The 22,343-nt window shown below is 50.7% G+C and carries 26 protein-coding genes and 1 pseudogene; 14 read left to right on the top strand and 13 right to left on the bottom strand.

Annotated features, from left to right (window positions below; all coding sequences use genetic code 11):
• Nucleotides 1–213: 213 nt before the first annotated feature.
• The 7 genes from O71_RS08975 to O71_RS25495 form a co-directional block, all read right to left on the bottom strand.
• Nucleotides 214–564, bottom strand: coding sequence for a hypothetical protein (locus tag O71_RS08975; protein ID WP_007655706.1), 351 nt, complete (start codon nt 562–564; stop codon nt 214–216).
• Nucleotides 565–687: 123 nt separating this feature from the next.
• Nucleotides 688–1,563: a universal stress protein gene (locus O71_RS08970; protein WP_007655705.1), complete on the bottom strand. Its 876-nt coding sequence runs from the start codon at nt 1,561–1,563 to the stop codon at nt 688–690.
• Between the two features lie 9 nt (nt 1,564–1,572).
• Entirely contained in the window at nt 1,573–3,228 is a 1,656-nt protein-coding gene (locus O71_RS08965; protein WP_007655704.1) for a BCCT family transporter, read from the bottom strand.
• A 17-nt stretch (nt 3,229–3,245) separates the two neighbouring features.
• Complete coding sequence (locus tag O71_RS08960; RefSeq protein WP_007655700.1) at nt 3,246–4,379, bottom strand: hypothetical protein; 1,134 nt, start codon at nt 4,377–4,379, stop codon at nt 3,246–3,248.
• A gap of 214 nt (nt 4,380–4,593) precedes the next feature.
• Nucleotides 4,594–4,992: a M3 family metallopeptidase gene (locus O71_RS26455; protein ID WP_255345371.1), complete on the bottom strand. Its 399-nt coding sequence runs from the start codon at nt 4,990–4,992 to the stop codon at nt 4,594–4,596.
• The gene (locus tag O71_RS08955) at nt 4,992–6,596 is read right to left on the bottom strand and encodes a M3 family metallopeptidase (protein WP_255345370.1); all 1,605 of its coding nucleotides are present in this window, start codon (nt 6,594–6,596) and stop codon (nt 4,992–4,994) included. Before O71_RS08955 ends, O71_RS26455 begins: the two co-directional genes overlap by 1 nt.
• Complete coding sequence (locus O71_RS25495; protein WP_237717778.1) at nt 6,593–6,790, bottom strand: hypothetical protein; 198 nt, start codon at nt 6,788–6,790, stop codon at nt 6,593–6,595. Before O71_RS25495 ends, O71_RS08955 begins: the two co-directional genes overlap by 4 nt.
• 188 nt (nt 6,791–6,978) lie before the next feature.
• On the opposite strand from O71_RS25495, the gene O71_RS08950 reads away from it, so the two are divergent.
• From O71_RS08950 to O71_RS26450, 3 genes are read left to right on the top strand one after another with little or no spacing between them, the layout of a single operon-like run.
• Nucleotides 6,979–7,437 carry a hypothetical protein gene (locus O71_RS08950; RefSeq protein WP_007655699.1) on the top strand — a complete coding sequence of 153 codons (459 nt, stop codon included), beginning with the start codon at nt 6,979–6,981 and terminating at the stop codon, nt 7,435–7,437.
• A complete protein-coding gene (locus O71_RS08945) occupies nt 7,434–8,081 on the top strand; it encodes a class I SAM-dependent methyltransferase (RefSeq protein WP_007655698.1) in 648 nt (215 codons plus the stop codon). Before O71_RS08950 ends, O71_RS08945 begins: the two co-directional genes overlap by 4 nt.
• Complete coding sequence (locus tag O71_RS26450) at nt 8,078–8,203, top strand: hypothetical protein (protein WP_007655697.1); 126 nt, start codon at nt 8,078–8,080, stop codon at nt 8,201–8,203. Before O71_RS08945 ends, O71_RS26450 begins: the two co-directional genes overlap by 4 nt.
• Before the next feature lie 52 nt (nt 8,204–8,255).
• Here the strand turns inward: O71_RS26450 and O71_RS27200 are convergent, their stop codons facing one another.
• The gene (locus O71_RS27200; protein WP_369750901.1) at nt 8,256–8,486 is read right to left on the bottom strand and encodes a T9SS type A sorting domain-containing protein; all 231 of its coding nucleotides are present in this window, start codon (nt 8,484–8,486) and stop codon (nt 8,256–8,258) included.
• Between the two features lie 129 nt (nt 8,487–8,615).
• Here O71_RS27200 and O71_RS08940 point away from each other — a divergent pair, with 129 nt between their 5' ends.
• From O71_RS08940 to O71_RS27195, 6 genes and pseudogenes are all read left to right on the top strand, one after another.
• The gene (locus O71_RS08940; protein ID WP_007655696.1) at nt 8,616–8,855 is read left to right on the top strand and encodes a hypothetical protein; all 240 of its coding nucleotides are present in this window, start codon (nt 8,616–8,618) and stop codon (nt 8,853–8,855) included.
• A 107-nt stretch (nt 8,856–8,962) separates the two neighbouring features.
• Nucleotides 8,963–9,142 carry a hypothetical protein gene (locus tag O71_RS23815; protein ID WP_155800733.1) on the top strand — a complete coding sequence of 60 codons (180 nt, stop codon included), beginning with the start codon at nt 8,963–8,965 and terminating at the stop codon, nt 9,140–9,142.
• A 24-nt stretch (nt 9,143–9,166) separates the two neighbouring features.
• On the top strand, nt 9,167–9,469 hold the full coding sequence (locus O71_RS08935) for a hypothetical protein (RefSeq protein ID WP_007655694.1): 303 nt from the start codon (nt 9,167–9,169) through the stop codon (nt 9,467–9,469).
• 92 nt (nt 9,470–9,561) lie between these two features.
• Nucleotides 9,562–10,338 (top strand): metallophosphoesterase, encoded by a 777-nt coding sequence (locus O71_RS08930; RefSeq protein ID WP_007655693.1) that lies wholly within the window; start codon nt 9,562–9,564, stop codon nt 10,336–10,338.
• A 12-nt stretch (nt 10,339–10,350) separates the two neighbouring features.
• On the top strand, nt 10,351–11,436 hold the full coding sequence (gene arsB, locus O71_RS08925; protein WP_007655692.1) for an ACR3 family arsenite efflux transporter: 1,086 nt from the start codon (nt 10,351–10,353) through the stop codon (nt 11,434–11,436).
• Between the two features lie 15 nt (nt 11,437–11,451).
• Nucleotides 11,452–11,697, top strand: a pseudogene (locus O71_RS27195) (fasciclin domain-containing protein); the annotation flags it as partial.
• Here the strand turns inward: O71_RS27195 and O71_RS08915 are convergent.
• The 5 genes from O71_RS08915 to O71_RS08895 all read right to left on the bottom strand — a co-directional run bounded on the left by O71_RS08915 (nt 11,681) and on the right by O71_RS08895 (nt 15,999).
• Nucleotides 11,681–12,895 (bottom strand): ATP-binding protein, encoded by a 1,215-nt coding sequence (locus O71_RS08915; RefSeq protein ID WP_007655691.1) that lies wholly within the window; start codon nt 12,893–12,895, stop codon nt 11,681–11,683. The pseudogene O71_RS27195 and the gene O71_RS08915 overlap by 17 nt on opposite strands.
• A 193-nt stretch (nt 12,896–13,088) precedes the next feature.
• Nucleotides 13,089–13,580 (bottom strand): CHRD domain-containing protein, encoded by a 492-nt coding sequence (locus tag O71_RS08910; RefSeq protein ID WP_192811660.1) that lies wholly within the window; start codon nt 13,578–13,580, stop codon nt 13,089–13,091.
• Between the two features lie 114 nt (nt 13,581–13,694).
• The gene (locus O71_RS08905; protein WP_007655687.1) at nt 13,695–14,930 is read right to left on the bottom strand and encodes a hypothetical protein; all 1,236 of its coding nucleotides are present in this window, start codon (nt 14,928–14,930) and stop codon (nt 13,695–13,697) included.
• The gene (locus tag O71_RS08900) at nt 14,908–15,474 is read right to left on the bottom strand and encodes an RNA polymerase sigma factor (protein ID WP_007655686.1); all 567 of its coding nucleotides are present in this window, start codon (nt 15,472–15,474) and stop codon (nt 14,908–14,910) included. The genes O71_RS08905 and O71_RS08900 overlap by 23 nt, the downstream gene beginning before the upstream one ends.
• Before the next feature lie 267 nt (nt 15,475–15,741).
• Nucleotides 15,742–15,999, bottom strand: a complete 258-nt coding sequence (locus O71_RS08895; RefSeq protein ID WP_007655685.1) for a hypothetical protein — start codon at nt 15,997–15,999, stop codon at nt 15,742–15,744.
• A 72-nt stretch (nt 16,000–16,071) separates the two neighbouring features.
• Here O71_RS08895 and O71_RS08890 point away from each other — a divergent pair, with 72 nt between their 5' ends.
• The 5 genes from O71_RS08890 to O71_RS08875 all read left to right on the top strand — a co-directional run bounded on the left by O71_RS08890 (nt 16,072) and on the right by O71_RS08875 (nt 22,295).
• Nucleotides 16,072–16,995, top strand: coding sequence for a LysR family transcriptional regulator (locus O71_RS08890; RefSeq protein ID WP_007655684.1), 924 nt, complete (start codon nt 16,072–16,074; stop codon nt 16,993–16,995).
• A gap of 360 nt (nt 16,996–17,355) precedes the next feature.
• Nucleotides 17,356–19,761, top strand: coding sequence for a TonB-dependent receptor (locus O71_RS08885; protein ID WP_007655683.1), 2,406 nt, complete (start codon nt 17,356–17,358; stop codon nt 19,759–19,761).
• 26 nt (nt 19,762–19,787) lie between these two features.
• Nucleotides 19,788–21,005, top strand: coding sequence for a DUF4374 domain-containing protein (locus O71_RS08880; RefSeq protein ID WP_007655682.1), 1,218 nt, complete (start codon nt 19,788–19,790; stop codon nt 21,003–21,005).
• A 79-nt stretch (nt 21,006–21,084) separates the two neighbouring features.
• On the top strand, nt 21,085–21,450 hold the full coding sequence (locus tag O71_RS26445; RefSeq protein ID WP_007655680.1) for a PepSY domain-containing protein: 366 nt from the start codon (nt 21,085–21,087) through the stop codon (nt 21,448–21,450).
• Entirely contained in the window at nt 21,381–22,295 is a 915-nt protein-coding gene (locus O71_RS08875) for a PepSY domain-containing protein (RefSeq protein ID WP_007655678.1), read from the top strand. Before O71_RS26445 ends, O71_RS08875 begins: the two co-directional genes overlap by 70 nt.
• Nucleotides 22,296–22,343: the final 48 nt, after the last annotated feature.

Here is a 22,343-nt window from a genome sequence, read left to right as displayed (position 1 = left end):
AAAAAATATTTTTTCACAAACAGCACCGGTTATAGGTATAATTATCTCTATATTTGCAGCGGCTAAAAGTTGAAGGTTGCCTATGTGGCAATCCTTTGAAGAGGCAGGGCTCCCCACAAAGGAGCCTTTGCTTTTTTATAAGCTATAACTATCCAGAAAATACGCTTGGGGACTGTTTTCTGAGCGCAATAAAAACGCCTGGATGTCCGGTCGCTAGACCGGTTCTCTTGAACTCTCCGGCTTTATACCTTCGCTTGAATGCAACGCTTCACAGTATTTTTTACGAAGGTTTTGCACGCCATTCCAATCAATCACATCTTCTTCACTGCTGAGTAGCGTCAGGTTTTCTTTTACAGAGACATCTGATATAAACATTCTGTCCTGATAAAGGCCATTCGCATAGAAACGACAATATGTTCGGGTTTCGTCCGCTTCTGTCAGTACAATCAGATCGCAAGTTTGCAGCTTGCTGGTAAAAAGAGAAAATTCGTCCATAATTGGCAATCGGTAATCTGGGAGCACACCATGTAAACCGGATAACATATCCTGCTCTGTTAATGTCATTGGTGCTTATTAATCTCAGAAATTACGACCATGTTACCGAAAGGTTGCGAAACAGATCATAATTGCTGAAATTATTTTTGAAAAAAGCTATTACAGCCATTTAAAGGCAATCCCGCATTGAATTTATTTTATCACCTCCTCAGAGTAAACCAGCCAAAGCGGCACGTTGATATCTGAGTTGTAGATCTCGGTAGGCACACTCCCAAGGCTTAGGGACGGGATCGGATTATTACCTTTCAGGCCCAGCACCAGCATGCCATGCCTACCTTTTTCGAGATGAAGGCTAATACGCTCAGCTACACTCTTATTAGCCGCTCTGACCAAGGTATAAGGTATACCGACTATCTCCGGGTGCTGCTTCTGCAGGGCAGTGAACTTCTCCTTGACCACTTCTTCCGCCTTTTTCACAGCTTTTTCTTCCGAGATCAGAGGAAAGAACTGACTTGGCAGGCGGTACACATGCATGATCTCGAGCTGCAAGCCTAACTGGTCTGACAGATTTTTGCTGAGCCTTAATGCGTGCACTGAGGTATTGGAGAAATCGATGGGGATCAGCACCTTTTCAATGTTAAACGCACCATTCTCCGGGAACACCAGTATACTGCACGGCAGGATGCGCAACAATTTGGTGCCTAATGCATTTGTACTCTTCCCTTTCGACTTCTTGCCTAACAGCGTCAGCTTCACTTTATAGCGTTTGACCAGATCGGCCAGAATAACCTCTGTGTTGGGCTCTTCGCTGACCAGTATCTCATGTGGGGCGGCATTGGCGAAATGCTCAGACACGATATCGGTTATGTTTCCCTCGATCTCACTTGCCAGGTCCACCTCGCCAAACCACTCTCTGAAGTCTTCGCTTAGCTCGGAAGTTTTGATATTGTGCACAAAGTACACCTTGTCAACAGGTAGCCGCTCACAGATCGCGCGTGCAAAAGCGACCAGCTTTTCATCTATATCACTAAGGTCCAGGCAGACCATCATAGCATTAATTGCAATCATAGCGCTTTTCTATTCTAATGGTTTATTTGGATTACTCTCCCCTCCTGCTGTTTTTGGCGCATGTTGTTTCTGGGCTCTTTTGGCCAGCATTTCGGCCACTAATTGCTGATAAGCCTTCCGCTCACTCGCCTGCCCCAGTTTCAGCTCTTCCTCCAGTTCTTCGCTTAGCCCCCGATACAGACTATAGCACATCAGCAGCAGAATAATAGCGAAGGGCAGCCCTGTTATAATAACGGCAGTCTGGAGGGCTTGCAAGCCGCCTCCCAGCAACAGCACCGCCGCAATAGCCCCTCCTGAAAGCGCCCAGAAGATGCGCGTACCTACCGGCGGGTTAGGAATACCTCCTGAGGTAAGACTCACAACCACTAAAGAGCCGGAGTCTGAAGAGGTGACGAAAAAACCTGCAATGAGTAGAATGCCGATCACGGAGAGTACAGTTGAAAAAGGAAGCTGCTCAAAGAACACGAAGAGAGCTGTTGAGATATCGGCTGCAACGGCATCGGCTATGGCGTTGTTTCCGGCCAGTATATCGCGCAGCGCGGTACTTCCGAAAGCAGTCATCCACAGGAACGACAGCAGCGATGGGGCAATGAGCACCCCAAGCACAAATTCTTTGATCGTACGCCCTTTCGAGACGCGGGCGATGAAGATGCCCACGAAAGGAGCCCAGGAGATCCACCAGGCCCAGTAAAACACCGTCCAGGAGCCTTGCCAGTTATTCGTTGAGAAGGCTTCGTTCCAGAAAGAGAGCTGCAGGAAATTGCCCAGGTAGTAACCGGTGTTTTGCACATAGGAACTCAGAATAAAGACCGTAGGACCAAGCACTAGCACCGCGATCAGGATCAGGAGCGCAATGCGGATGTTCCACTCACTGAGGATGCGTACGCCTTTGTCTACACCCGTTACCACCGAAACAGTGGCTATACCTGTGATGACCGCGATCAGGATGATCTGGGTTGTGATATCGTTTGCGATGACCGGGAACACGTGGTTGAGACCGGCAGCCACCTGCTTCACGCCAAGCCCAAGAGATGTGGCCAGACCGAACAAAGTCGCAATTACTGCCAGGATGTCGATCACGTGCCCGATGATGCCGTGGATGCGCTCCCCCAGGAAGGGGTAGAAGGCAGACCGCACCGTAAGGGGCAGTTGCCGGTTATACGTAAAGAAAGCCAGGGCCAGGGCAACCAGCGCATAGATCGCCCAGGCATGGAGCCCCCAGTGTAGAAAGGTAAAGTTCATCGCCTGCCGCGCCGCAGCCGGTGTGCCGGGCTCACCCATCGGTGGTGTCTGAAAGTGGTTAATGGGCTCAGCTATACTCCAGAACAAAAGCCCTATGCCCATACCTGCACTGAATAGCATGGCAAACCAGGCAGAGGTCGAAAACTCCGGCTTGGCATCTTTGCCGCCTAACCTGATGCTCCCAAACCTACCGAAGGCGATAAAAAAGCAAAAAGCCACAAACAGGTTGACACTCAATATAAACAACCAACCGGCATTAGCCGTCACCGCCGTCTGGGCAGCGGCAAAAAAGGTCTCTGCCCCTTTCCTGAAAATAAGTACAAGCGCAATAATGATGATCAGGATCACGATAGATGACCAGAAAACAGGGCCATTTACCTCCAGTCCAAATGATTTCCTAATATGGCTCTTAACTTTACTCATGCTGTTCGGTTTAAGTCTCAGAAGTAATACCCCATGTTGATATTGAAGCGCATATGCCACTTTGTGTCACCTGGGGTTCCTGTGGTGAAGGCATTTGTCCACTCCGGCCCCAGCCAGGGATGGTTGTAGCCAAATGCCGCATCGGTGTAGATGTACATGGGCCCTGCGGTAAACAGCGCACCCAACACGTTCATGTGGGCGTTTTCATAGTCGCTTTCCCGCTTATTGTAGTACCCATAATTATTGTATAGGTCTATGCCTTGCAAAAGCTTTGTTTCTACCGGTATGTGATAGGCTATACCTGCCGTGTAGATCTCCCCCCGGTTTGCCACATTGTAGTTGGCGCCATAGGCTCCCATCTCCACAAAGTCGAGGTCGGCACCATCTGCGTAGGCTGGTTGAAAGCGGTAGAGCATGGCCTGCAGTTTGATGTTCCAGGGGCTGTGGGATGACTTGTATTCGTAGTGCACCGCACCTGCGTAACGTGTACCGTTACGCTCGGTATCGATGTTGTAGAGTAGCCCGCCCTGCAGGGAATAGCCTATTTCGTGTGCCAGGCTGTCGCCGAGCCGGCGCACCAGTTTGAAGTCAAGCTGGTTGTTCTCTTTGTTGCGGCCCGTCACATCATAAGAGTAGCGGTTGGGGCTCGGTTCTGCCAACCCAAACACAAACTCTTCGGCACTCTTATAATAAGCCGCCTGCCATTGCCACAGGCCGCTGTCGCGGATGTATTTTACGCCCATGTCATGGTCGTCCTCAAAACCAACATAATAGGTCATGTTGAAAAACCAGTTGTTGGAGTTGTATTGCTGGATGCCGAAAGGAACCTGGTTGAGGCCGACCTGCAGCTGCGAGCCTTCGTCGAAATCGTACTGGAACCAGCCTTGCTTTAGAAAAGCGCCACCGAATGCCTGGGAGTAGTGACGAAACTCGGCATTGAGTTTAATGCCCTTATAAGCGGCTTCTGCATTGATGCGAAAGAGATCAAAACCAAAGTCACCACCCCGCTCCAGCTGATCTTTTTTCCAGGTAGAGAGATTGTAGTTAAAACGCAGTGCCCCTCCCAGTTTGAGCATGGGTTTGTCCTCCGGCTTCTCTTCAGGCGCCTGCGCCAGACTCACTTTGCTGAAAACAAGCAGTAACGGCAGCAACAGAAATATGCAGTATTGTAGCTTTTTTCTCAATAGGATCAGCGGTCAGTTAACGTACGATACATTTATGACGGTGCGGGTAATTAAAGGTTGCCCGGGGAGCATAAGGCGAGCTTTACCTCTGTAAAACAAAACAGCCGAGGCCACTGCTATGCAATGACCCCGGCTGATTCTATGCCGTCTGGTGAGGCGCAGGTAGGCCTTACCGACTAATTTACTTCTTGCCTTGCTGGCCTGGTACCGGGAAGCCACGGTCGCGCATCAGCGCATCAATCTTGGCATCGCGGCCACGGAACTGACGGTAAGCGTCAGCCGGGTCCATGGAGTTGCGTGGTGCAAACAGGTACTTCACCAGTCTGGCAGCAACCTCAGCATCATAGAACCCGCCTGGTGCTTCCGCAAAGGCTTCAGAGGCATCAGACGTCAGCACGTCGGCCCACAGGTAACCATAGTAACCGGTGGCATAACCTTCGCCAGAGAATACGTGACCGAAGTGCGGTGAACGGTGACGCATCACGATTTCCTTCGGCATACCTAATTTAGATAAAGTTTCTTTCTCAAATTTATCCGGGTCCAGGTTGTTCGGATCGGCCAGGTGGAAGTGCATATCCATCAGGCTGATGCCAGGAATTCAGTTGTCGCAAAGCCCTGGTTGAAGGTAGAGGCTTTCTCAATCTTGGCCACCAACTCTTTCGGCATCGGCTCACCAGTCTTGTAGTGCTTCAGGAACTGGTTGATCACCTTGTCTGTAGACAACCAGCGCTCCAGCAACTGCGACTGGAACTCGGTATAGTCACGCACACCGCTGTTCAGGGTCGGGTATTTTACGTTAGACGCCAGGAAGTGCAGCGCGTGGCCGAACTCGTGGAAGAAGGTTTCCGCATCGTCCCATGATACCAGCACAGGCTCACCCGGAGCTGGCTTCACGAAGTTGGAGTTGTTCGAAGATAATACCGTCTTCTTACCATCAAATGTGGTGTGGGCGCGGTAAGTCGTCGCCCAGGCACCAGAGCGCTTGCCCTGACGTGCAAACGGATCGAGGTACCACAGACCGATGTGATCGCCGGTCGTCTTGTCGGTCACTTCCCATACCTTCACGTCTTCATGGAATACTGGCACAGAACCTTCCGGCACTGGCGTGAAGTTGAAATTGAACAGCTCACCAGCTGTGAAGAAGATCGCCTGCGTCAGGTTGCCCAGCTCCAGGTATTGCTTCACCTCGTCAGAGTTCAGGTCATACTTCTGCTGACGCACTTTCTCGGCGTAGTAGCGGTAGTCCCAGGGCTCGATCGTGATCTTGGTTTTGCTGGTTTTGTTTGCCAGCTGCTGCATGTCAGCCACCTCTTCCTTAGCACGGGCAATGGCGGATGGCCATACCGCCATCATCAGGTCCATCGCAGCCTCAGGCGTTTTGGCCATGCGGTCCTGCAGTCTCCACTGTGCATAGTTGTCGTAGCCCATCAGCTGCACGCGCTCGCGACGCAGTTTCAGGATGTCCACGATGTTCTGCTTGTTATCGTTCTCGTCGTTGTTGTCGGCACGGGAGTAGTAGTTCTTCCATACCTTCTCACGAAGCGCACGCTCGTCAGAGTAAGTCAGGAACTGGTCCATGCTCGAACGGGTGTTGGTTACGGCATACTGGCCTTCCTTGCCACGGTCAGCGGCAGCTTTGGCAGCAGCTTTCACAAACGACTCCGGCAATCCGCTCAGCTGGTCTTTGGTGAAGTACACTACATACTTCTCCTCGTCAGCCAGGATGTTATTAGAGAACTTGGTATAAAGCGTCGAAAGCTCTTTGTTGATAGCGGCATAGCGCTGCTTCTGCTCAGGACTCAGGTTAGCACCTTCCATCTCAAAGCCTTTGTACACCAGTTCCACCACACGCTGCTGATCGGCTGGCAGCGGGTTTTTCTGGGCATTGTCATACACCACCTTGATGCGCTGGAACAGCTTCTCGTTCTGTGAGATCTTGGAATTGAACTCAGAGATCTTCGGCGCCATCTCCTGCTGGATGGTGCGGAACTCAGGCGTAGACACGTTGCTGCTCCAGATGCCATAGTACGTGAACACGCGGTTCAACTCCTTGCCGGCACGTTCCATCTCCTCGATGGTGTTCTCGAAAGTGGCAGGCTGTGTGTTGTTAGCAATCTTTTCAATTTCGGCCAGGTTTAGGGCCATTGCCTTCTCCATGGCTGGCTTCAGGTCGGCCAGGTTCATTTTGTCGAGGCAGGCACACCGCCATAAGGGCCTGTCCACTCCTGCAGCAATGGGTTGGTTTCAACGGCCTGTTGCTGTTGGGTTGTCACCTGGGTATCCTGAGTCTGAGGCGTCTGCGACGAAGTACAACTTGCCAACGCTAACAGGACCGCGACACCGGATGCCTTACCGGCTAATATGATTTGGTCTTTCATAGAGTTTTATATGAATGAGAAAATTTCAGCCCAAGATACAAAAAATTGGCCACATGCCCCACTCAGCAATTATTTGGCCTCACCGCTATACCTGTTATGCCATCCGCATAAGTTTGTAAAGTATCCCTCTCACGGGGTGGCAAAAACTGCAGCCTGCTCGTATAAGAAGGACTGAATACCCCTTTACCATGCAAGAATCCCCAATCAAAGACAAGCAGGCTTTACGTAAGCTTTATGACACTGTTCTGCCCGAACTGGCGCAGCACATTCACCAGCACCTGGCGGATGTTATTCCGCTTTTTCATGATTTCAAACTAGAGAAATTAGTTGACACCTGGACGCGCGAACCAGGCTCTGATGCCACGACTGAGATCAGCCTAGATAAGGGGAACGTGAGCCAGATGGGGCTGCGACTGCGGCTGGAGGGATTTCAGCGGGTGGGCGCCGACAATTTTGACCTAACCAAGGATTTGCTGTTTAAACTCGACCGTAACTTTTACACCATCGGCCCGAATCAGGACAACGTTTGGTTGGAGAAGGACTATTTGCAAAACTGGGATGAAGCAGACTATGAACTGGTGGCTGAGAAATGGACAGAGCAGTTGATAGACGACCTGACCCAGCGACTAGAGAAATATACCGTATGATCGAACGCACCAAATTTCCAGGCTTCACCTTTCTGTATACCTTCCTGATCGCCCTGTGCCTGAGCAGCTGCCACGCCTGCCAGGCACAGCAACCTGACAGCAGCACGCAAACCGATGGCTATACCTACAAAAGGCCATCGTCAGGAGGTACTGGCAAGGTATACATGGGCCGGGAGATTGCTGCTATTATGACAGCCACAGGTGGCAACTGGCTCGACCGCGACTCACGGCAGGAAGAAGAGAACTCACCGCGTACCATCGAAAACATGAACCTGGCGCCCAATACTGTGGTGGCCGACATTGGGGCTGGCACTGGTTTCTATACCTTTCAGATAGCGCCTAAAGTACCTGCGGGCAAGGTATACGCCGTCGAAGTACAAGACCGGTTTGTAAAGTCGTTAGAATCCCGCCGGAGTAAAGAAGGCGCTGACAACGTGATCGTTGTAAAGGGCGACAGCCAGCAAGTAAACCTGCCTGCAGGTGCTATTGACATTGCCCTGATGGTGGATGTCTACCATGAACTCTCCTACCCAAAAGAAATACTACAGGCCATCCATCGTGCTCTGAAGCCTGACGGTAAACTGCTGTTGCTGGAATACAAAGCCGAAGATCCGGATGTACGCATTAGGCACTGCACAAGATGACGGCCGAACAGATCAAAAAAGAGCTGGAGGCTAACGGATTCCGTTTGCAGCGTCAGGAGGATTTCCTGCCGATCCAGCATTTTATGCTGTTTGAGAAGGTCGAAAAGACTGAAGGCAATTAGACCTTTACTTTGCCACAAAGGCAGGTTCACAGCAATCACTCATTTACAAGTTTCAGTACTTGCTGCTGATCACCCGTAGTGACCTCAGAAAGTAAATACCGCTCGCCAGATCAAGCTCCGTCAATGAGATAGTGTTAATTCCTCTCTTCAAAGTGATTGCCTGCGAGTGGATAACCCGCCCCTGTGCATTGTAAAGGACAATGGTACTACCCTGTTCTTCATTTGAAGCAACCTGTACCTGCAGGTAGCTATCAAAGGGACTCGGGAATGCCCTGAGGGTGATGGCATCTGAACGATCAGTGCTTATCCAGCTAAATAGCTTTTCTTACCCCCTCAGATAATTCTCAAAAAACTGAACCTCAAATCATAACAACTTACGTAGTATAAGGTATAGCTGTAAAAATTGTAGTTTATGCATACTACCACATTTAAATTCGAAGAGGGGAGCCCCTATATTGGGAGCCGTCGTCCTGTAGGTCAGGAAATACATGAGCGGCTGATGTGGCAGGCCAGGCGCCTGCACCGCGAAGACATGCAGAAGATTGGATGGGAACTGATCATCTACACGCCTATACCTGCTTACTTGGATAAGCCTGCTATTATCGAAGTTTATTGGGATTATGACAACCCTGACGAGCCCAGCAACGATTAAACCTGCTTTTTCACCCGAATACTTTTAGCACAGCATGAGTCTCAGTTTTTTTAACACCCACACACTAGCTGGCAGATTGGAGATGATATGGGCACACGGGACTTATCGTGGCTGAGCGGGGTCGCCGGGGCTATCGCATACAGCTCTATGACATGGGTGAGTTCTTTGCTGAAGTATGGAGCAATCCCGAAACCAATATCATCGGATTGATCAGAGGACTTGCCACGAAGCGGGCACTTGAGCCCTACACCAATAAGATCAACCTGGTTGATATGATGTGCTGGTAAAGATTTATCCCCTATTTTTGAGGCGTGAACTCAGTCAAGCTTAGCTCCTACTGCCGCCTCTACGCCTTCTCCGATTACCGCAGCATGAAGTCGGCTCTCCCCTACATGCGCCAGGTAATACTTGCCAAGGCCCTTACCGAAGTACAGGAGTCAGACGCCCGGCGTATCGTGATGCGTCTGCCGGGAAGCGGTTTTCAAAACTACCTTCGCCCGCTTGGTGGTCAGCAAACCAAATCCACAGGTATAGCCTCCCTTATTACCGCCCTGCAGCTGCTCTATAAACAGAATGGATTCTCGGCCAGGTATGTCGTAGTGGAGCGAGGCTAAGCTCATTACAAAACGATAACTTACTGAGCTTGCCTTAGCTCTGAATTAATCGTAATATTGCAATGAATTATACCTGCACTATCCTGACTGTCATGACTAGAATAGCACTCTTCAGCGACATACATGCCAACCTGCCAGCCCTGGAGGCTTTTATTGCAGACGTTGATGCCCGTAAACCTGATTTTATCTACTGTCTCGGTGACCTGGTCGGGTACAACGTCTGGCCGAATGAGGTGATCGACGCGATCCGGAAGCGCAACATCCCAACCATTGCCGGCAACTACGATTTTGGCATCGGCAGAGAGAGCAACGACTGCGGTTGCGCCTACAAAACGGAAGAAGAGAAAGCCAATGGGGCAGTCTCCATCTCATTCACCAACGAGATCATCAAACCGGAGCAGCGTCGCTATCTGCGCACTTTGCCTGCCCACATCAAACTGGAGTTTCAGCTGAACAACGACAAACTGAATCTGCTGCTCGTGCACGGGAGCCCACGCAAGATAAACGAGTATCTGTTTGAAGACCGCGATGAAAAAAGCCTGCTGCGCATCATGAAAGACGCTGACGCCGACATCATGTGCTTCGGCCATACCCATAAGCCTTACCACCGCATACTTAGTTCTGACGAAGCGGGACAGCCGCACTTCCGCCATGCCATCAACATCGGCTCGGTAGGCAAGCCTAAGGATGCCGATAACCGGGGTGGCTACGTGATGCTGACCATAGACGAGCACAGCTCAGTGCTGAACAAGGACACTATAGAAGTAGAGTTTATCCGCTTTGCCTATGACTTTGAGAAAGCGGCAAGAGCTGTAGAGGAATCGGTGCTGCCTAACGTCTATGCTGAGAACCTGCGAAAGGGCTGCTAATACAATAATGATATGAGTGCTAACAACTGTACCCCAACCTACCAGCGCAAAAAACTCAGGTTTTTCGACCGCTACCTCACACTGTGGATATTTTTGGCCATGTTTCTAGGCATAGGCATCGGCTACTTTATACCTGCCTCATCCGGGTATATCAACTCATTGTCGAGCGGCACCACCAATATTCCGCTTGCCATCGGCCTGATCCTGATGATGTATCCGCCACTGGCCAAGGTCAGGTATGAGAAAATGGGCGAAGTGTTCAAGAATGTAAAAATCCTGAGCATGTCGCTGCTGCTGAACTGGGTGATCGGCCCTTTTCTGATGTTCTTTCTGGCCATTCTCTTTTTCCATGACCAACCCGAGTATATGATCGGTCTGATCCTGATTGGTATAGCCCGCTGCATCGCCATGGTGATGGTATGGAACGAACTGGCAGAAGGTAACCGGGAGTATGCAGCCGGACTGGTGGCGCTTAACAGTATTTTCCAGATCTTCTTCTACAGCCTTTATGCCTACTTGTTCATCTCGGTACTGCCTCCGCTGTTTGGAATACAAAGTGCCGAAATCAATATTACTATCGGGCAAATTGCCGAGAGCGTACTCATCTACCTCGGCATACCTTTCTTTGCCGGCATCATCAGCCGTTACGGACTTATCAGGCTAAAAGGACTTGACTGGTTTAACAACACATACATCCCGTTTATCTCTCCTATCACACTTATCGCTTTGCTCTTCACCATTGTGCTCATGTTCAGCCTGAAGGGCGAGTTGATGGTGGAGATCCCGTTTGATGTGCTGCAACTAGCCGTGCCGCTGGTGCTCTACTTCGCGCTTATGTTTGTGATCAGCTTTATATTGGGCAAGTTGCTGGGTGCCGACTATTCCCAAAACGCGGCCATTTCTTTCACAGCCACCGGCAACAATTTTGAACTGGCCATAGCAGTTGCCATTGGCATATACGGCATCAACAGCGGACAGGCTTTTGCCGGTGTGATTGGTCCGCTGGTAGAGGTGCCGGCGCTGATTCTACTGGTGAATGTGGCCTTCTGGTTTAAGCGGAAATGGTACAGCCGGGAGAAAAAGCCTGTCAACTCGTGAAAATACGCCCTCAGACAGATTCTGCTATACCATGTGGTGGAAGGCCGTGTATACTCAACCGACCTGAGCTCAGGTGATGTGGGTACCGTCAACGGAAATTCTTTTTATGTAAATACCGCCGATCTGACCATCACTGATACCCAGGGCAGAGTTGCCATCCTTACAAGACAGGGGCACCTCTTTTCAGCCGGGCCCCTGTCTTGTAATATGGAAGCCCCGAAAGGGAAAGCTTTAAATTCACCTCTTAAAATACGATCGTAAAGGTCGTGCCTTTGTCTAATTCACTTTCAACCTTTATCTCTCCCTGCACTCTATCCACCATTCTTTTTACAATGTACAGACCGATGCCACTGCCCTCCACATGGTTATGCAAGCGCTTGAACATCGTAAAGACATTGTGCTGTTTTTTGGCTGGTATACCTAGTCCATTGTCCTGCACCGACAAATAGGATTTGCCATCAGACTTTTCGAGTTTTACAATTACCTCTGGCGTTCTGTCAGGAGAGCGGTACTTGATGGCGTTACTGACAAGGTTGGTGAGGATACTCTTAAAATTCCTTAGTGAAAAGCCCGTTAATCGACTATCCGTAGCGATAACCTCAATCTCCGCACCAGACTCGACAATGAGACTTTGCAGGTCCTGCTTCACAGATTCCATGATATCATAGAGATCAAGAGCCGCTGCCTTTTCGTCTGCACCTGCTTTGTCAAGCTCTACAATGGTGGTAAGGTCCCTTATTGTGGCGGAGAAACGCTTGAGGGAGGTCTTCATCATGGCAGTGATTTGTTTGATCTCCTCCCGGTCCATTTCTTCTTTTGAAACAGCATCAGAGAGGATCGAGAGCAGGCCTTCGATGTTGGCTACCGGCGACTTGAGATCGTGTGAGGCGGTGAACACAAAACTATCCAGGTCAAAGTTGGCATCCCGCAGCATGCTGTTTTTACGCTGCAGTTCCAGGTTAACAACATAGCTGCGCTCCAGCACGCTACGGCTCTGCAAGTGGAAGGCCAGCAGGTCGGCGAACATCCTAAAAGTATTTATCACCTTGGGGTTGTTGACTTTGGCCGGATTAGCATCGATTGCGCAGAGCGTCCCGAAAAAAGTACCGTCTTTCAGAATGATGGGAACCGAAATGTAACTTTGGAGGCCATAGATCCTGGGGGTATGGTGATCTTTGTATGCCGGGTCTTCTGAAACATTGTCAATAACGATGGGCTGCCGGTGATCCCTGATCTCGTTGCAGAGGGTTGTGGCAATCTCCAGTTCATCACCCTCTTTTAACCCGAAATGCACCTGATCACGCACACTACAGGCCAGCCATCTGTCCTCTGTTACACGTGCGACTGCCGAAAAGCCCATTCCCGTAAGCTGACAGACCGTTTCAAGCATGCTCGGGACGATGGGGATTTGCCTTACGGCTTCCAAGTCTTTCAGGAGGTTGTCTTGGATTTCAATCATATAGAAAAGCCTTTTTCTGATTAGCGGATTTTCTAAATGCTGAAACCGCTGTTCCTTAATTCTTTAAAATTAAAAAAAATAGTTAAAACAGAATTAAAGCCGGGCAGAAATAAGTCGTCCCTATGTTACAGGGTGAGGCGGTACAGGCACCAGGCTGCCAGTGAGCAGAACAGCCGGGCACCTATACTGTTTCTTATCTGGTAATCTGGCCTCTCAATTCGCCATCAGGATACTGGCTGCTGTGAATGTTGATGTACCACTCACCTGCCAGCAGTTCTGCCTCCTGCGTAGCTGTGAGCGGCGGCGTTGCGCCAACCAACGGGCTCAAATAAGGGTTATTGCTGGAGTATGGGTCAGTGTCGGGGTTGATTGGTATAGTGATTGGTCCGGCCACGCCTACTGCCCCCCTGTGAAAGTGCATGGCAGTAGGTGTGATGCCCTGAAAAGTGATGGTGTAGTTTATCACTTTAGTATCCATGTTATAAGTGCCCCTGAAGGTACCCGTCGCCTGTGTATTGACAGGTGGCACCTCGTTAGCTCCGGTTAGCGCCACTTCGTTCAGGGTCACAATCTCAGCGTCAGGTATAACAGTGGTGTCATCATCGTCGTCACAAGCGCTAAACATAAATGTCATACTCAGCAGTGCGCCAAGTAGTATTCCAAAATTGATTCGATACGTTTTCATCTTCATTAAATTAATTGATGTGGTTCAAAAATGTAAGCAAAGAGATTCTTCCTGACGCAGCCGCAGCTGTGTCATATCGTGGTGCGTTTAAGTCCCCCTAAACAGTTGATCTTTCTACCTAAATGTAAAGCCGGCTGTAAAAAACACTCCTGCACTGGTGAGCTTCACTCGCCCTTCGCCTATACTTGCTAGCGGAATCTTAACGAAAGGCTCTGCCCCGATCGAGAAGGCAGGAGACAGTTGGCGCGTATACCCTACCGATAAGTTCTGGACTCCGAACCAGTGCCTGTTCTCGTTCGAGAACTCCCGGGTTTTGCTGTAAGGTTCTCTTCCATTGTAGTGGTAGGTATAGGTATATGATTCATGGAGCATCAGGTAACTGGAAAGCCCGGCCTGCACCGTCAGCACGTTCTTGCCCCAGCCCAGCAGCTGGTACTGCAAGTTGATAGGTATATCGAGCACCCTGCATTGTGCCGCAATCAGATCAGGCAGCCTTTTGCCGTCCCAATAATCTGGGGAGGGTGCATAGTCGGCGGGTGTGGCGTTGTAGCGTTTGTTGGCCCATACAGCCCCCGACACCAGGCTCAGCCTTCTGGTGATGGGCACACTGAACAGCATCCCGGCATTGGCACTCACCGCATCCGGATCCTTGAAGCGCACGGTGGTCATGTCTGGCGCTGCAACCAGCATCACCCGCACACTGCGCAGGAATACCCGCTCTCCCCTATTATCAGACTGGCTGCTGTCTGCAGGTATAGAATCTTCAGCAGGTATAGGCAGCGCAACTTTTTGCGGTGCTATACCTGTAGCAAGTTGCGGCATATCCACTCGGGCTAGCTGCATCCTGCTCGTTGCAGTTGGCAAAGGCTCCTCCATGATGGCGCCCCGACTGACAGGTATAGCCTGGCTCTCAGATAGGGCACGGCCGCTGCTTCTTTGCACAGGCTTCTGCTCAGATTGGGCCACTGTACCGGCACCTGGCTGCACAGCAGGGTATAGCGCAGCGGGTGATTCAGGTGCTGGTACAGTGGCGTGCTCTACTCCTTTGGCATGGTCAGGTATAGCCGCGATTTCTGACCCTAGTCCGGGCTCTTGTTTTACCGCGACAGACGTGCTTTCCTGAAGTGGTGCGTCTCTTTCCATCAATTTCCAAACAGTGCCTACCGTTACCAGCAGCACCAACAACACGAGGGGCCACAGTCGGTAGAGACCGGCCAGTCCGCCCTGGGCATGGTCCAGTTTCCGGTCCATCGCCTTCCATGCCTCTTCATCAAAGGGAGGATCGTAGCGCTCGGCTGATTTCCTGAACAGGTTGTCCAGCTCCTCGTCAGACATATTGTTTGTGCTCATCGATTTTGCTTCTTTGTAATGCCTCCCGCAAATTTGCCCTGGCCTTGGCCAGGTTTGACTTCGACGTGCCTACTGCTATCCCCAGCGTTTCCGCTATCTCTTCATGTGTATAGCCATCAATCGCATAGAGGTTAAACACGGCCCGGTAGGCAGGCGATAACTGCTGCACCAGTGAGATCAGGTACTCATAGTTGAGCTGCTGCTCTACATTAAAAGGATCAGACGCCGGCTCCGCTGTCTCAATGTCCTGCAGATAATAGTTTTTCAGGTTATGCCGGTAGTTGTCTAAAGCTGTATTGATCATAATCCGCCGTACCCAGCCCTTGAATGGCTTGTGCGGCTCATACTGCTTCAGCCTGGTGAACACTTTCATAAAACCATCGTTCAGCACATCCTTGGCTTCTTCTGCAGTCGTGGAGTAGCGGACGCAGATACTCATGGCATAGCCGAAAAAGAGCCGGTACAGCTCTTTCTGCGCCCCACGGTCCTGTTTCAGACACTGACGGAGCAGCGCGTCCAACACTTTGCTTTCTGTCTTGCTCACTGTTCCAGAATTTGCGCTCCCATCACGGACTTTGAATCAAAAAGGTTGCCTCGGCATATAAAAAAAAAACAGCAGCCCATACCTGGATTTTACGTTTATAAACCATTGTTAATCAATAATTAATAAGAACACCGGGCATCTAATGGCCAATCAAATGCAAAGCAGCTTCGGCGAGTGTGGTCAGCAAAAAAAATCCCTGCAGATTTTCATCTGCAGGGATCGCTTGCTCCGGGGAGCCTGTAAGTTCTATCTTATCAGAAATGCTGACTAAGGTTGCATGAAATAAGCCCTGACTAAGGCGATGACGGCAACAAGCAGGAAGATCGTGTTCAGCACCGAGCTTGCATGCGCCTTTTTGGAGACAGCATACAGGATCATAAAAAAGCATCCGACGATGTTCATCCCCAGGTACTCCAGCGACTGTCCGTGTGTAAGCCCCATGCTGTTCAGGCTAAAGGCCGAAAGCGAAAAAGAAAGCGCCGTCCAACCGACTGCCTCTCCCATGTATTTGCGTAGTGTTAGCATAGCTTTAGTGACTAATAATTTATGATTGCAAAGTAAACTGGTGCAAATGGGCTTAAAAATGCTTTTATTCGCTTGACTAATGCAAAAAATGAATCACAGCTGATGGAGCTACAGCAGATCAGGTACTTTCTGGCACTGGCGCAGGAGTTGCACTTCTGGAACACAGCCGAGCGCATGTTCATCACGCAGTCAGCCCTCAGCCGACAGATCAAAGCGCTGGAAGAAGAACTGGGGGTGCAGCTCTTTGAGCGGACGAAGCGGAGTGTGAAGCTCACCGAGGCAGGAGCTTTTCTGCGCGACCAGTGGCTGCCACTGCTCGATGAGATAAACCGCATTCACCTGCAGGCCCGGAAGATTCACGAAGGTGCCTTTGGCTTAGTGCGCATCGGGTATCCCGGCTCCATTGTTTATGGCTTTATGCCTGACCTGATCACGAGCATCTCCCATGCCCTTCCCGAACTGAAAGTAGAACTGGTGGAGCCTACTGACATCAGCTTTGAGCAACTGCTGCTCAACTACCAGATGGACATGGCCTTCCGCCGTGACCCTGCCGAGAACCCTGCGCTGCAGTCGGAGTGCCTTTATTCGGAGTCTTATGCATTGGCCGTGCCGCAAGGCCACCGACTCACTGAGCAGAACTTTACAGGGCTGCACGATCTGGAAAACGAAAAATTCATTCTGTCAAACCTGGCCCAGACGACGTTTTATACCGCGGGCCTGCGTCAGATTTTTGAGGACCATCATTTCACCCCTGATGTGCGCATCGAGACAGATTTCGGGGGCATGGTGCTGGGACTGGTTTCCAAGGGGCTCGGCGTAACCATTCTACCCTACTCTTATTCATTCAGTGCCCTGCCTAATGTGCGCTTTATCAAACTCCCCTACCAGATGAACCTATATGTCACCTGGCGCAGAAATGACAACAGTCCCGTCCTGAAAAACATCCTGAAACTGGTAGCTGAAACCGCACACAAGTATAGGCAGGAGCAGATGTAGTCCCTGGACAACACAAGTATTCCTTATTAACTTAAAGTGCTTTCATTCCCATTCAGACAGGAGCAGCATTTGCACGAAGTGGTGCCATACCTGTGGGTTATACCTCAGAGCAGGTATTCACCTCATCGCCGGGGCTAATTATCCAGGTAAGCTTGCGTTCGCATCAATTCATTCCTATCTCCACTTTTGTCCTCCCGTTCGGTCTTCAGGACACTGACACACCGCTAAAAACCGAATGGCATACCGCAGCTGCGCAGCACCCACTTCATTTGTTTAGAATTAATCTAAATAATTTTTTGAACCTTAAATTTTCTGTCATAGCTTTGCCTCAATTTAAAATGATTCTAAATAATACAGGCATTGCGGCAGTTTATCAAAATCATCGGTTCGATTGTTAGCCTTCTGGTGCTGGTATGCTTCACCAACACAGCCTGGGGCCAGGAATTGGCCAAAGCAGGTATCTCCGGTAGCGTCAGTACTTCCGCCGGAGAACCGCTGGCAGGTGTAAGTGTAGTACTCAGGGAGGCCCAGAAAGGCATTACCACGGATGCCGCAGGCCGATACGAAATAAACAATGTTTCCCCGGGCGATTACACATTGTTGATTAGCTTCCTGGGCTTTGAGACGCAGGAAAAAAGCATCTCGCTCAAACCCTCTCAAACTTTAGAACTAAATGTCAGCCTCCGCGAGAAATCCTTTGAAATGAAGGGCGTGGAGATCATCGGTAAATCTGCCACCCGAGAGGTAAACGAGCAGCCTTATGCTGTCACCGCCATTTCAACGAGAGAGCTGCAAAACAGCACATCTGACGCCAAAGAAGTACTGAATCGGGTAGCTGGGGTCAGGGTGCTGGAAGAAGGTGGCCTGGGCTCTAACCTGAGTTTCTCACTCAATGGCTTTTCAGGGGATCAGGTAAAGTTCTTCCTCGACGGCATCCCGATGGACAACTTTGGCTCCTCACTGCAGATGAGTGACATCCCTGTCAATTCCATCGACCGGATCGAGGTGTACAAGGGGGTGGTACCCGTGTGGCTGGGTACGGACGCGTTAGGCGGTGCCGTGAACATCATCACCAACCGAAAAGCTAAGTTCCTGGACGCCTCCTATTCCATCGGCTCTTTTAATACCCACCGGCTGTCGCTGAATGGTGCCTATACCAATCCAACGAATGGCTATACCTTCAGGGGCAATGTGAACTATAACTACTCTGATAATAACTACCGGGTACTGGTTCCGATCAGGGAAGGAAGCAACATCATCGACACGACTGAGGTAGAGCGATTCCATGACCGCTACCGCTCCGGCACTGTGAAGCTGGAAACAGGCTGGGTCAATAAAAAGTACGCTGACAACCTCCTCTTTGGCGTGATCGCTTCGGGCAATGACAAGCAGGTGCAGACCGGCGCGACCATGAACAGCGTGTACGGTGGCATCATGCGCAACAGCCGTTCGGTGGTACCTACCCTCCGGTATAGCAAAGACAATTTGCTGGTAGACGGATTGAATGTGAGTCTTTACACAGCTTACAACATCACCCAAAGCGAAGTGATCGACACCCTGCGCGGCGTTACTTACAACTGGTTGGGACATGCTACTTACACGCCGGGGTCCAATAACGGAGAGCTGTCCCGCACCTATACCACGTTTGACGACAACGACTTTAACAGCCAGCTGAATGCAGGCTATACCTTGAGTCCGAAGCATTCACTGGCCTTCAACTACGCCTACTCCTATTTCCGCCGCAAGGCTTTCGACGCTGAGAATCCGGACAGAATTGAGAACCAGTTTCCGAGATCGCTGAACAAGCAGGTGCTGGGCCTGGCTTACAAGTTTGACCTGAATGAAAAGTGGAGCACTACGCTGTTCAGTAAAGCCTACTTCCTCCATGCCAGAACGAGCAAACAGTATGACTTTGCCCTTGAAACCCAGCGTACCGAAGCCCTGGAATCGAGCAAGCAGAACTTCGGCTACGGCCTGGCTACCACCTACTTCCTGCTGCCGGACCTGCAGCTGAAGGCTTCATACGAACATACCTACCGGATGCCCTGGGCCACCGAAATTTTTGGAGACGGGCTGTTTGTGCAGCCAAACCCTGACCTGGGCCCGGAGCAGAGCGACAACTTTAACGCCGGAGCCTCCTATGGCTTTAAGCTAGGTCAGGATCATCAGATCAACCTCGAGAGCAGCTTTGTTTACCGTGAAGCTAAAGACCTGATCTACCAGGTAGTAAGAGTAGCCAGCCCACAGACCTATTATGACAACCTGAGCGAAACAAGAACGCTGGGCGTGGAAGGCAGTCTGCGCTACCAGTGGCGCGACATGCTACGATTGGGCGGCAACTTCACCTTCCAGGACATCACCGACCAGGCCGACTTTGTATTTAACGAGTCTTATACCAACACTGGGTGGCAGCGGAACTTTCAAAAAGGCTTCCGTTTACCCAACACCCCTTATATGTTCGGCAACGCCAATGCGGGCCTTACCTTCCGGGATGTGCTCGTGCCGGGGTCTGTCTGGAATGTCAACTACTTCTACAACTATGTGGAGCAGTACTTCCTGAGCTGGGCAGAACTAGGCTCCCGAGATACAAAAAAAGTGATCCCGACACAGTCATCGCACAACCTCGAACTCTCCGGCAGTTTCCGGGAGGGCAGGTATAACGTTGCGATTGAATGCCGAAACCTGACCGATGCCCTGCTATACGATAAGTACTATCTGCAGAAACCCGGCCGTGCTTTTTACCTGAAATTCAGATATGTCCTTTAACTATAATCTAAATTCAAACAAATCATATGCTTTCATTTAAATACGCCAGCAAACTGGCATTACCAGTCCTGAGCCTCTGCTCTGCCCTACTGTTCACCTCCTGCGACAGCAACGACGATAACCCGACCCCGGATGCTGACAGCTCATTTGTGATGTCACTTGCCATCCAGGGCAGCGACGGAGGCTTTACGTATTACACCGTTCCTTTCAGTGACCTGATGACAGGCCCACTTACTGCCAAAGGACAAGGCATAGAGCAGCCGGGTTACTACGACTTCACGCAGATCGACAACACGATCTACAGTATCGGCGGTCTGGATGACGTGAATGTGGTGGGTATCTCTAAAAATGAATCTGGTGAGCTAAAGCAGATCGGCAACGTTTCCTTCCCCAACAGCCTGTCTGATATTATCAAGGCTGACGATAATACCCTGGTGGGCGTGGAAATGGCATCGACTTCCGACGTGATCAAGTTCCATACCTTCAGCGCCAACACCGTAACGGTTACTGCCACCAAGCAGCACCTTGTTTCTGCGATTACCAACCTCAAGGCACCTTCTTATTCAGGGATGGCCATCAGTGGCAACAACCTATACCTGAGCTACTACATCAGCGACCCGACTACCTACGCAACCCCGCATACTGACAAAGCGCAGATCGCAGTTTTCTCCTACCCGGGCTTAGAGTTCCAGAAAGTGATCGAGGATACCCGTACTGGTCCGATCGGTGGCTTTAACACCAAGTCAGGTTTGACGGAAGATGAAAAGGGAAATGTGTATGCCCTGTCGCACTCTAACCCGGCAAACGGCTACAGCCAGGTGACCAACAAGCCCGGTATCCTGCGTATCAAGAATGGCGAGACTACTTTCGACCAGACTTACTTTTTCAATGTGGAGCAGCTGACCGGCGGAAAAACCATCTCGCACCTGAAGTACCTGGGTAACGGTAAAGCATTTGTTGAGATCAACACAGCTGCCAGAAACCAGCAGGCAGCCTGGACAGACGGCCCGCTGCGATCCGCGATCATCAACCTCAACAGCAAAACCCTTAATTACATCGATGGCCTGCCGGAGCATGCTGGCAGCGGTCGAAGACTGGCAGCGTTGCAGGACGGCAAGTATGTGTACATGGGCGTTCCGGAAGGCAACAGCATTTTTGTATACAGAATAGACACCGAAACCAACTCGGCCACCAAAGGAGCAGAAGTGGAAGCCAACTTTGTGGCTGGTATATCCAAACTTTAACAGACATTGACTCTTATACCCGCTTCATCGACGTACGATGGAGCGGGTATTCTCTCTTTAAAATTCCTTTCTGAACAAGATGAAAAGCAAGAAGAATAGCGGCAAAAGTGTGTTGAGACGGGTGAATGACTGGCTGCACCTCTGGCTTGGCCTTGCATCGGGCATTGTGGTGTTCATCGTCAGCATTACGGGCTGTATCTATGTCTTTGAGCCGGACATCAAAGATGCCCTGGAGCCCTGGCGCTTTGTAGAGGCACAGGATAAGCCTTTTGTGCCACCAAGTCAGTTGCTGGATACGGCAGCAGTCTACATGCCTGGCGTGAAGCCAACCGGCCTAACCTACAGCAACAAAGAAGGGGCTGCCGCAGTCGGTATATGGGTGGGGGCAATGGAGAGGCAGACTTCACCGCCATCTTTATCAACCCCTATACCGGTGAGTTTCTAAAAAAGCAGAGCAGTGGGGACGGACAATTCGACTTCTTTCATTTTATCATAGACGGGCACCGCGCCCTGTGGCTGCCTTACGAGATCGGACGCCCGGTGGTAGGTATAGCCACCCTGATCTTTGTGGTGCTGCTTTTCACGGGTCTGGTGATGTGGTGGCCCAAAAAACTGAGCAAATCTGAGCTGAACAAGAGCTTCAAGATCAAGTGGAACGGTAAGTTCAAGCGGGTGAACTACGACCTGCACAATGTGGTGGGTTTTTACAGCCTGATCCTGGCTTTCGTGCTGGCCGTCACGGGCCTGGTCTGGAGCTTTGAGTGGTTTGGCAATGGCCTGTATTACCTCACCTCTGGCGGCGAAGAGAAGCCCGGACACCACCATCCGCACTCTGACGTTTCCAAGGCGGGTATGTTTGCCGACGACACCGTTTCGATGCTCGACAAAGCCTGGTACAAGACGCTGGCCCTGGAGCCAAACGCACAAGGCTGGTACATGACGCCAATCCTGGAAGACGAAGAAGACGCGATTGAACTCACAGCCTACCAGGAATTTGGCACCTGGTATAACCGAAACGAATACTACTACGACCAGCATACCCTGGAGCTCTACCGCGTGCAGGGCGACCGCTACTCAGAGGCCAGTTTGGCAGACCAGCTGGTGATGCTCAACTACGACATGCACGTGGGCATCGTGTGGGGATTGCCAGGCAAGATCCTGGCTTTTCTTATCAGCCTGATTTGCGCCAGCCTCCCGATCACTGGTTTCCTGGTGTGGTGGAACAAGAAGAAAAAGCCGAAAAAAAATAGTCAGGAAAAGCAGCAGCTGGCGAAAACTGCCAGGGCTTAACCAACAGAGTACAGACACGATAGAAACACAAAAGGTCGCCTAAGTATA

It is taken from the genome of Pontibacter sp. BAB1700, assembly GCF_000277005.1.
Classification (GTDB): domain Bacteria; phylum Bacteroidota; class Bacteroidia; order Cytophagales; family Hymenobacteraceae; genus Pontibacter; species Pontibacter lucknowensis.
This window is presented reverse-complemented; position numbering and strand designations above follow the sequence as displayed.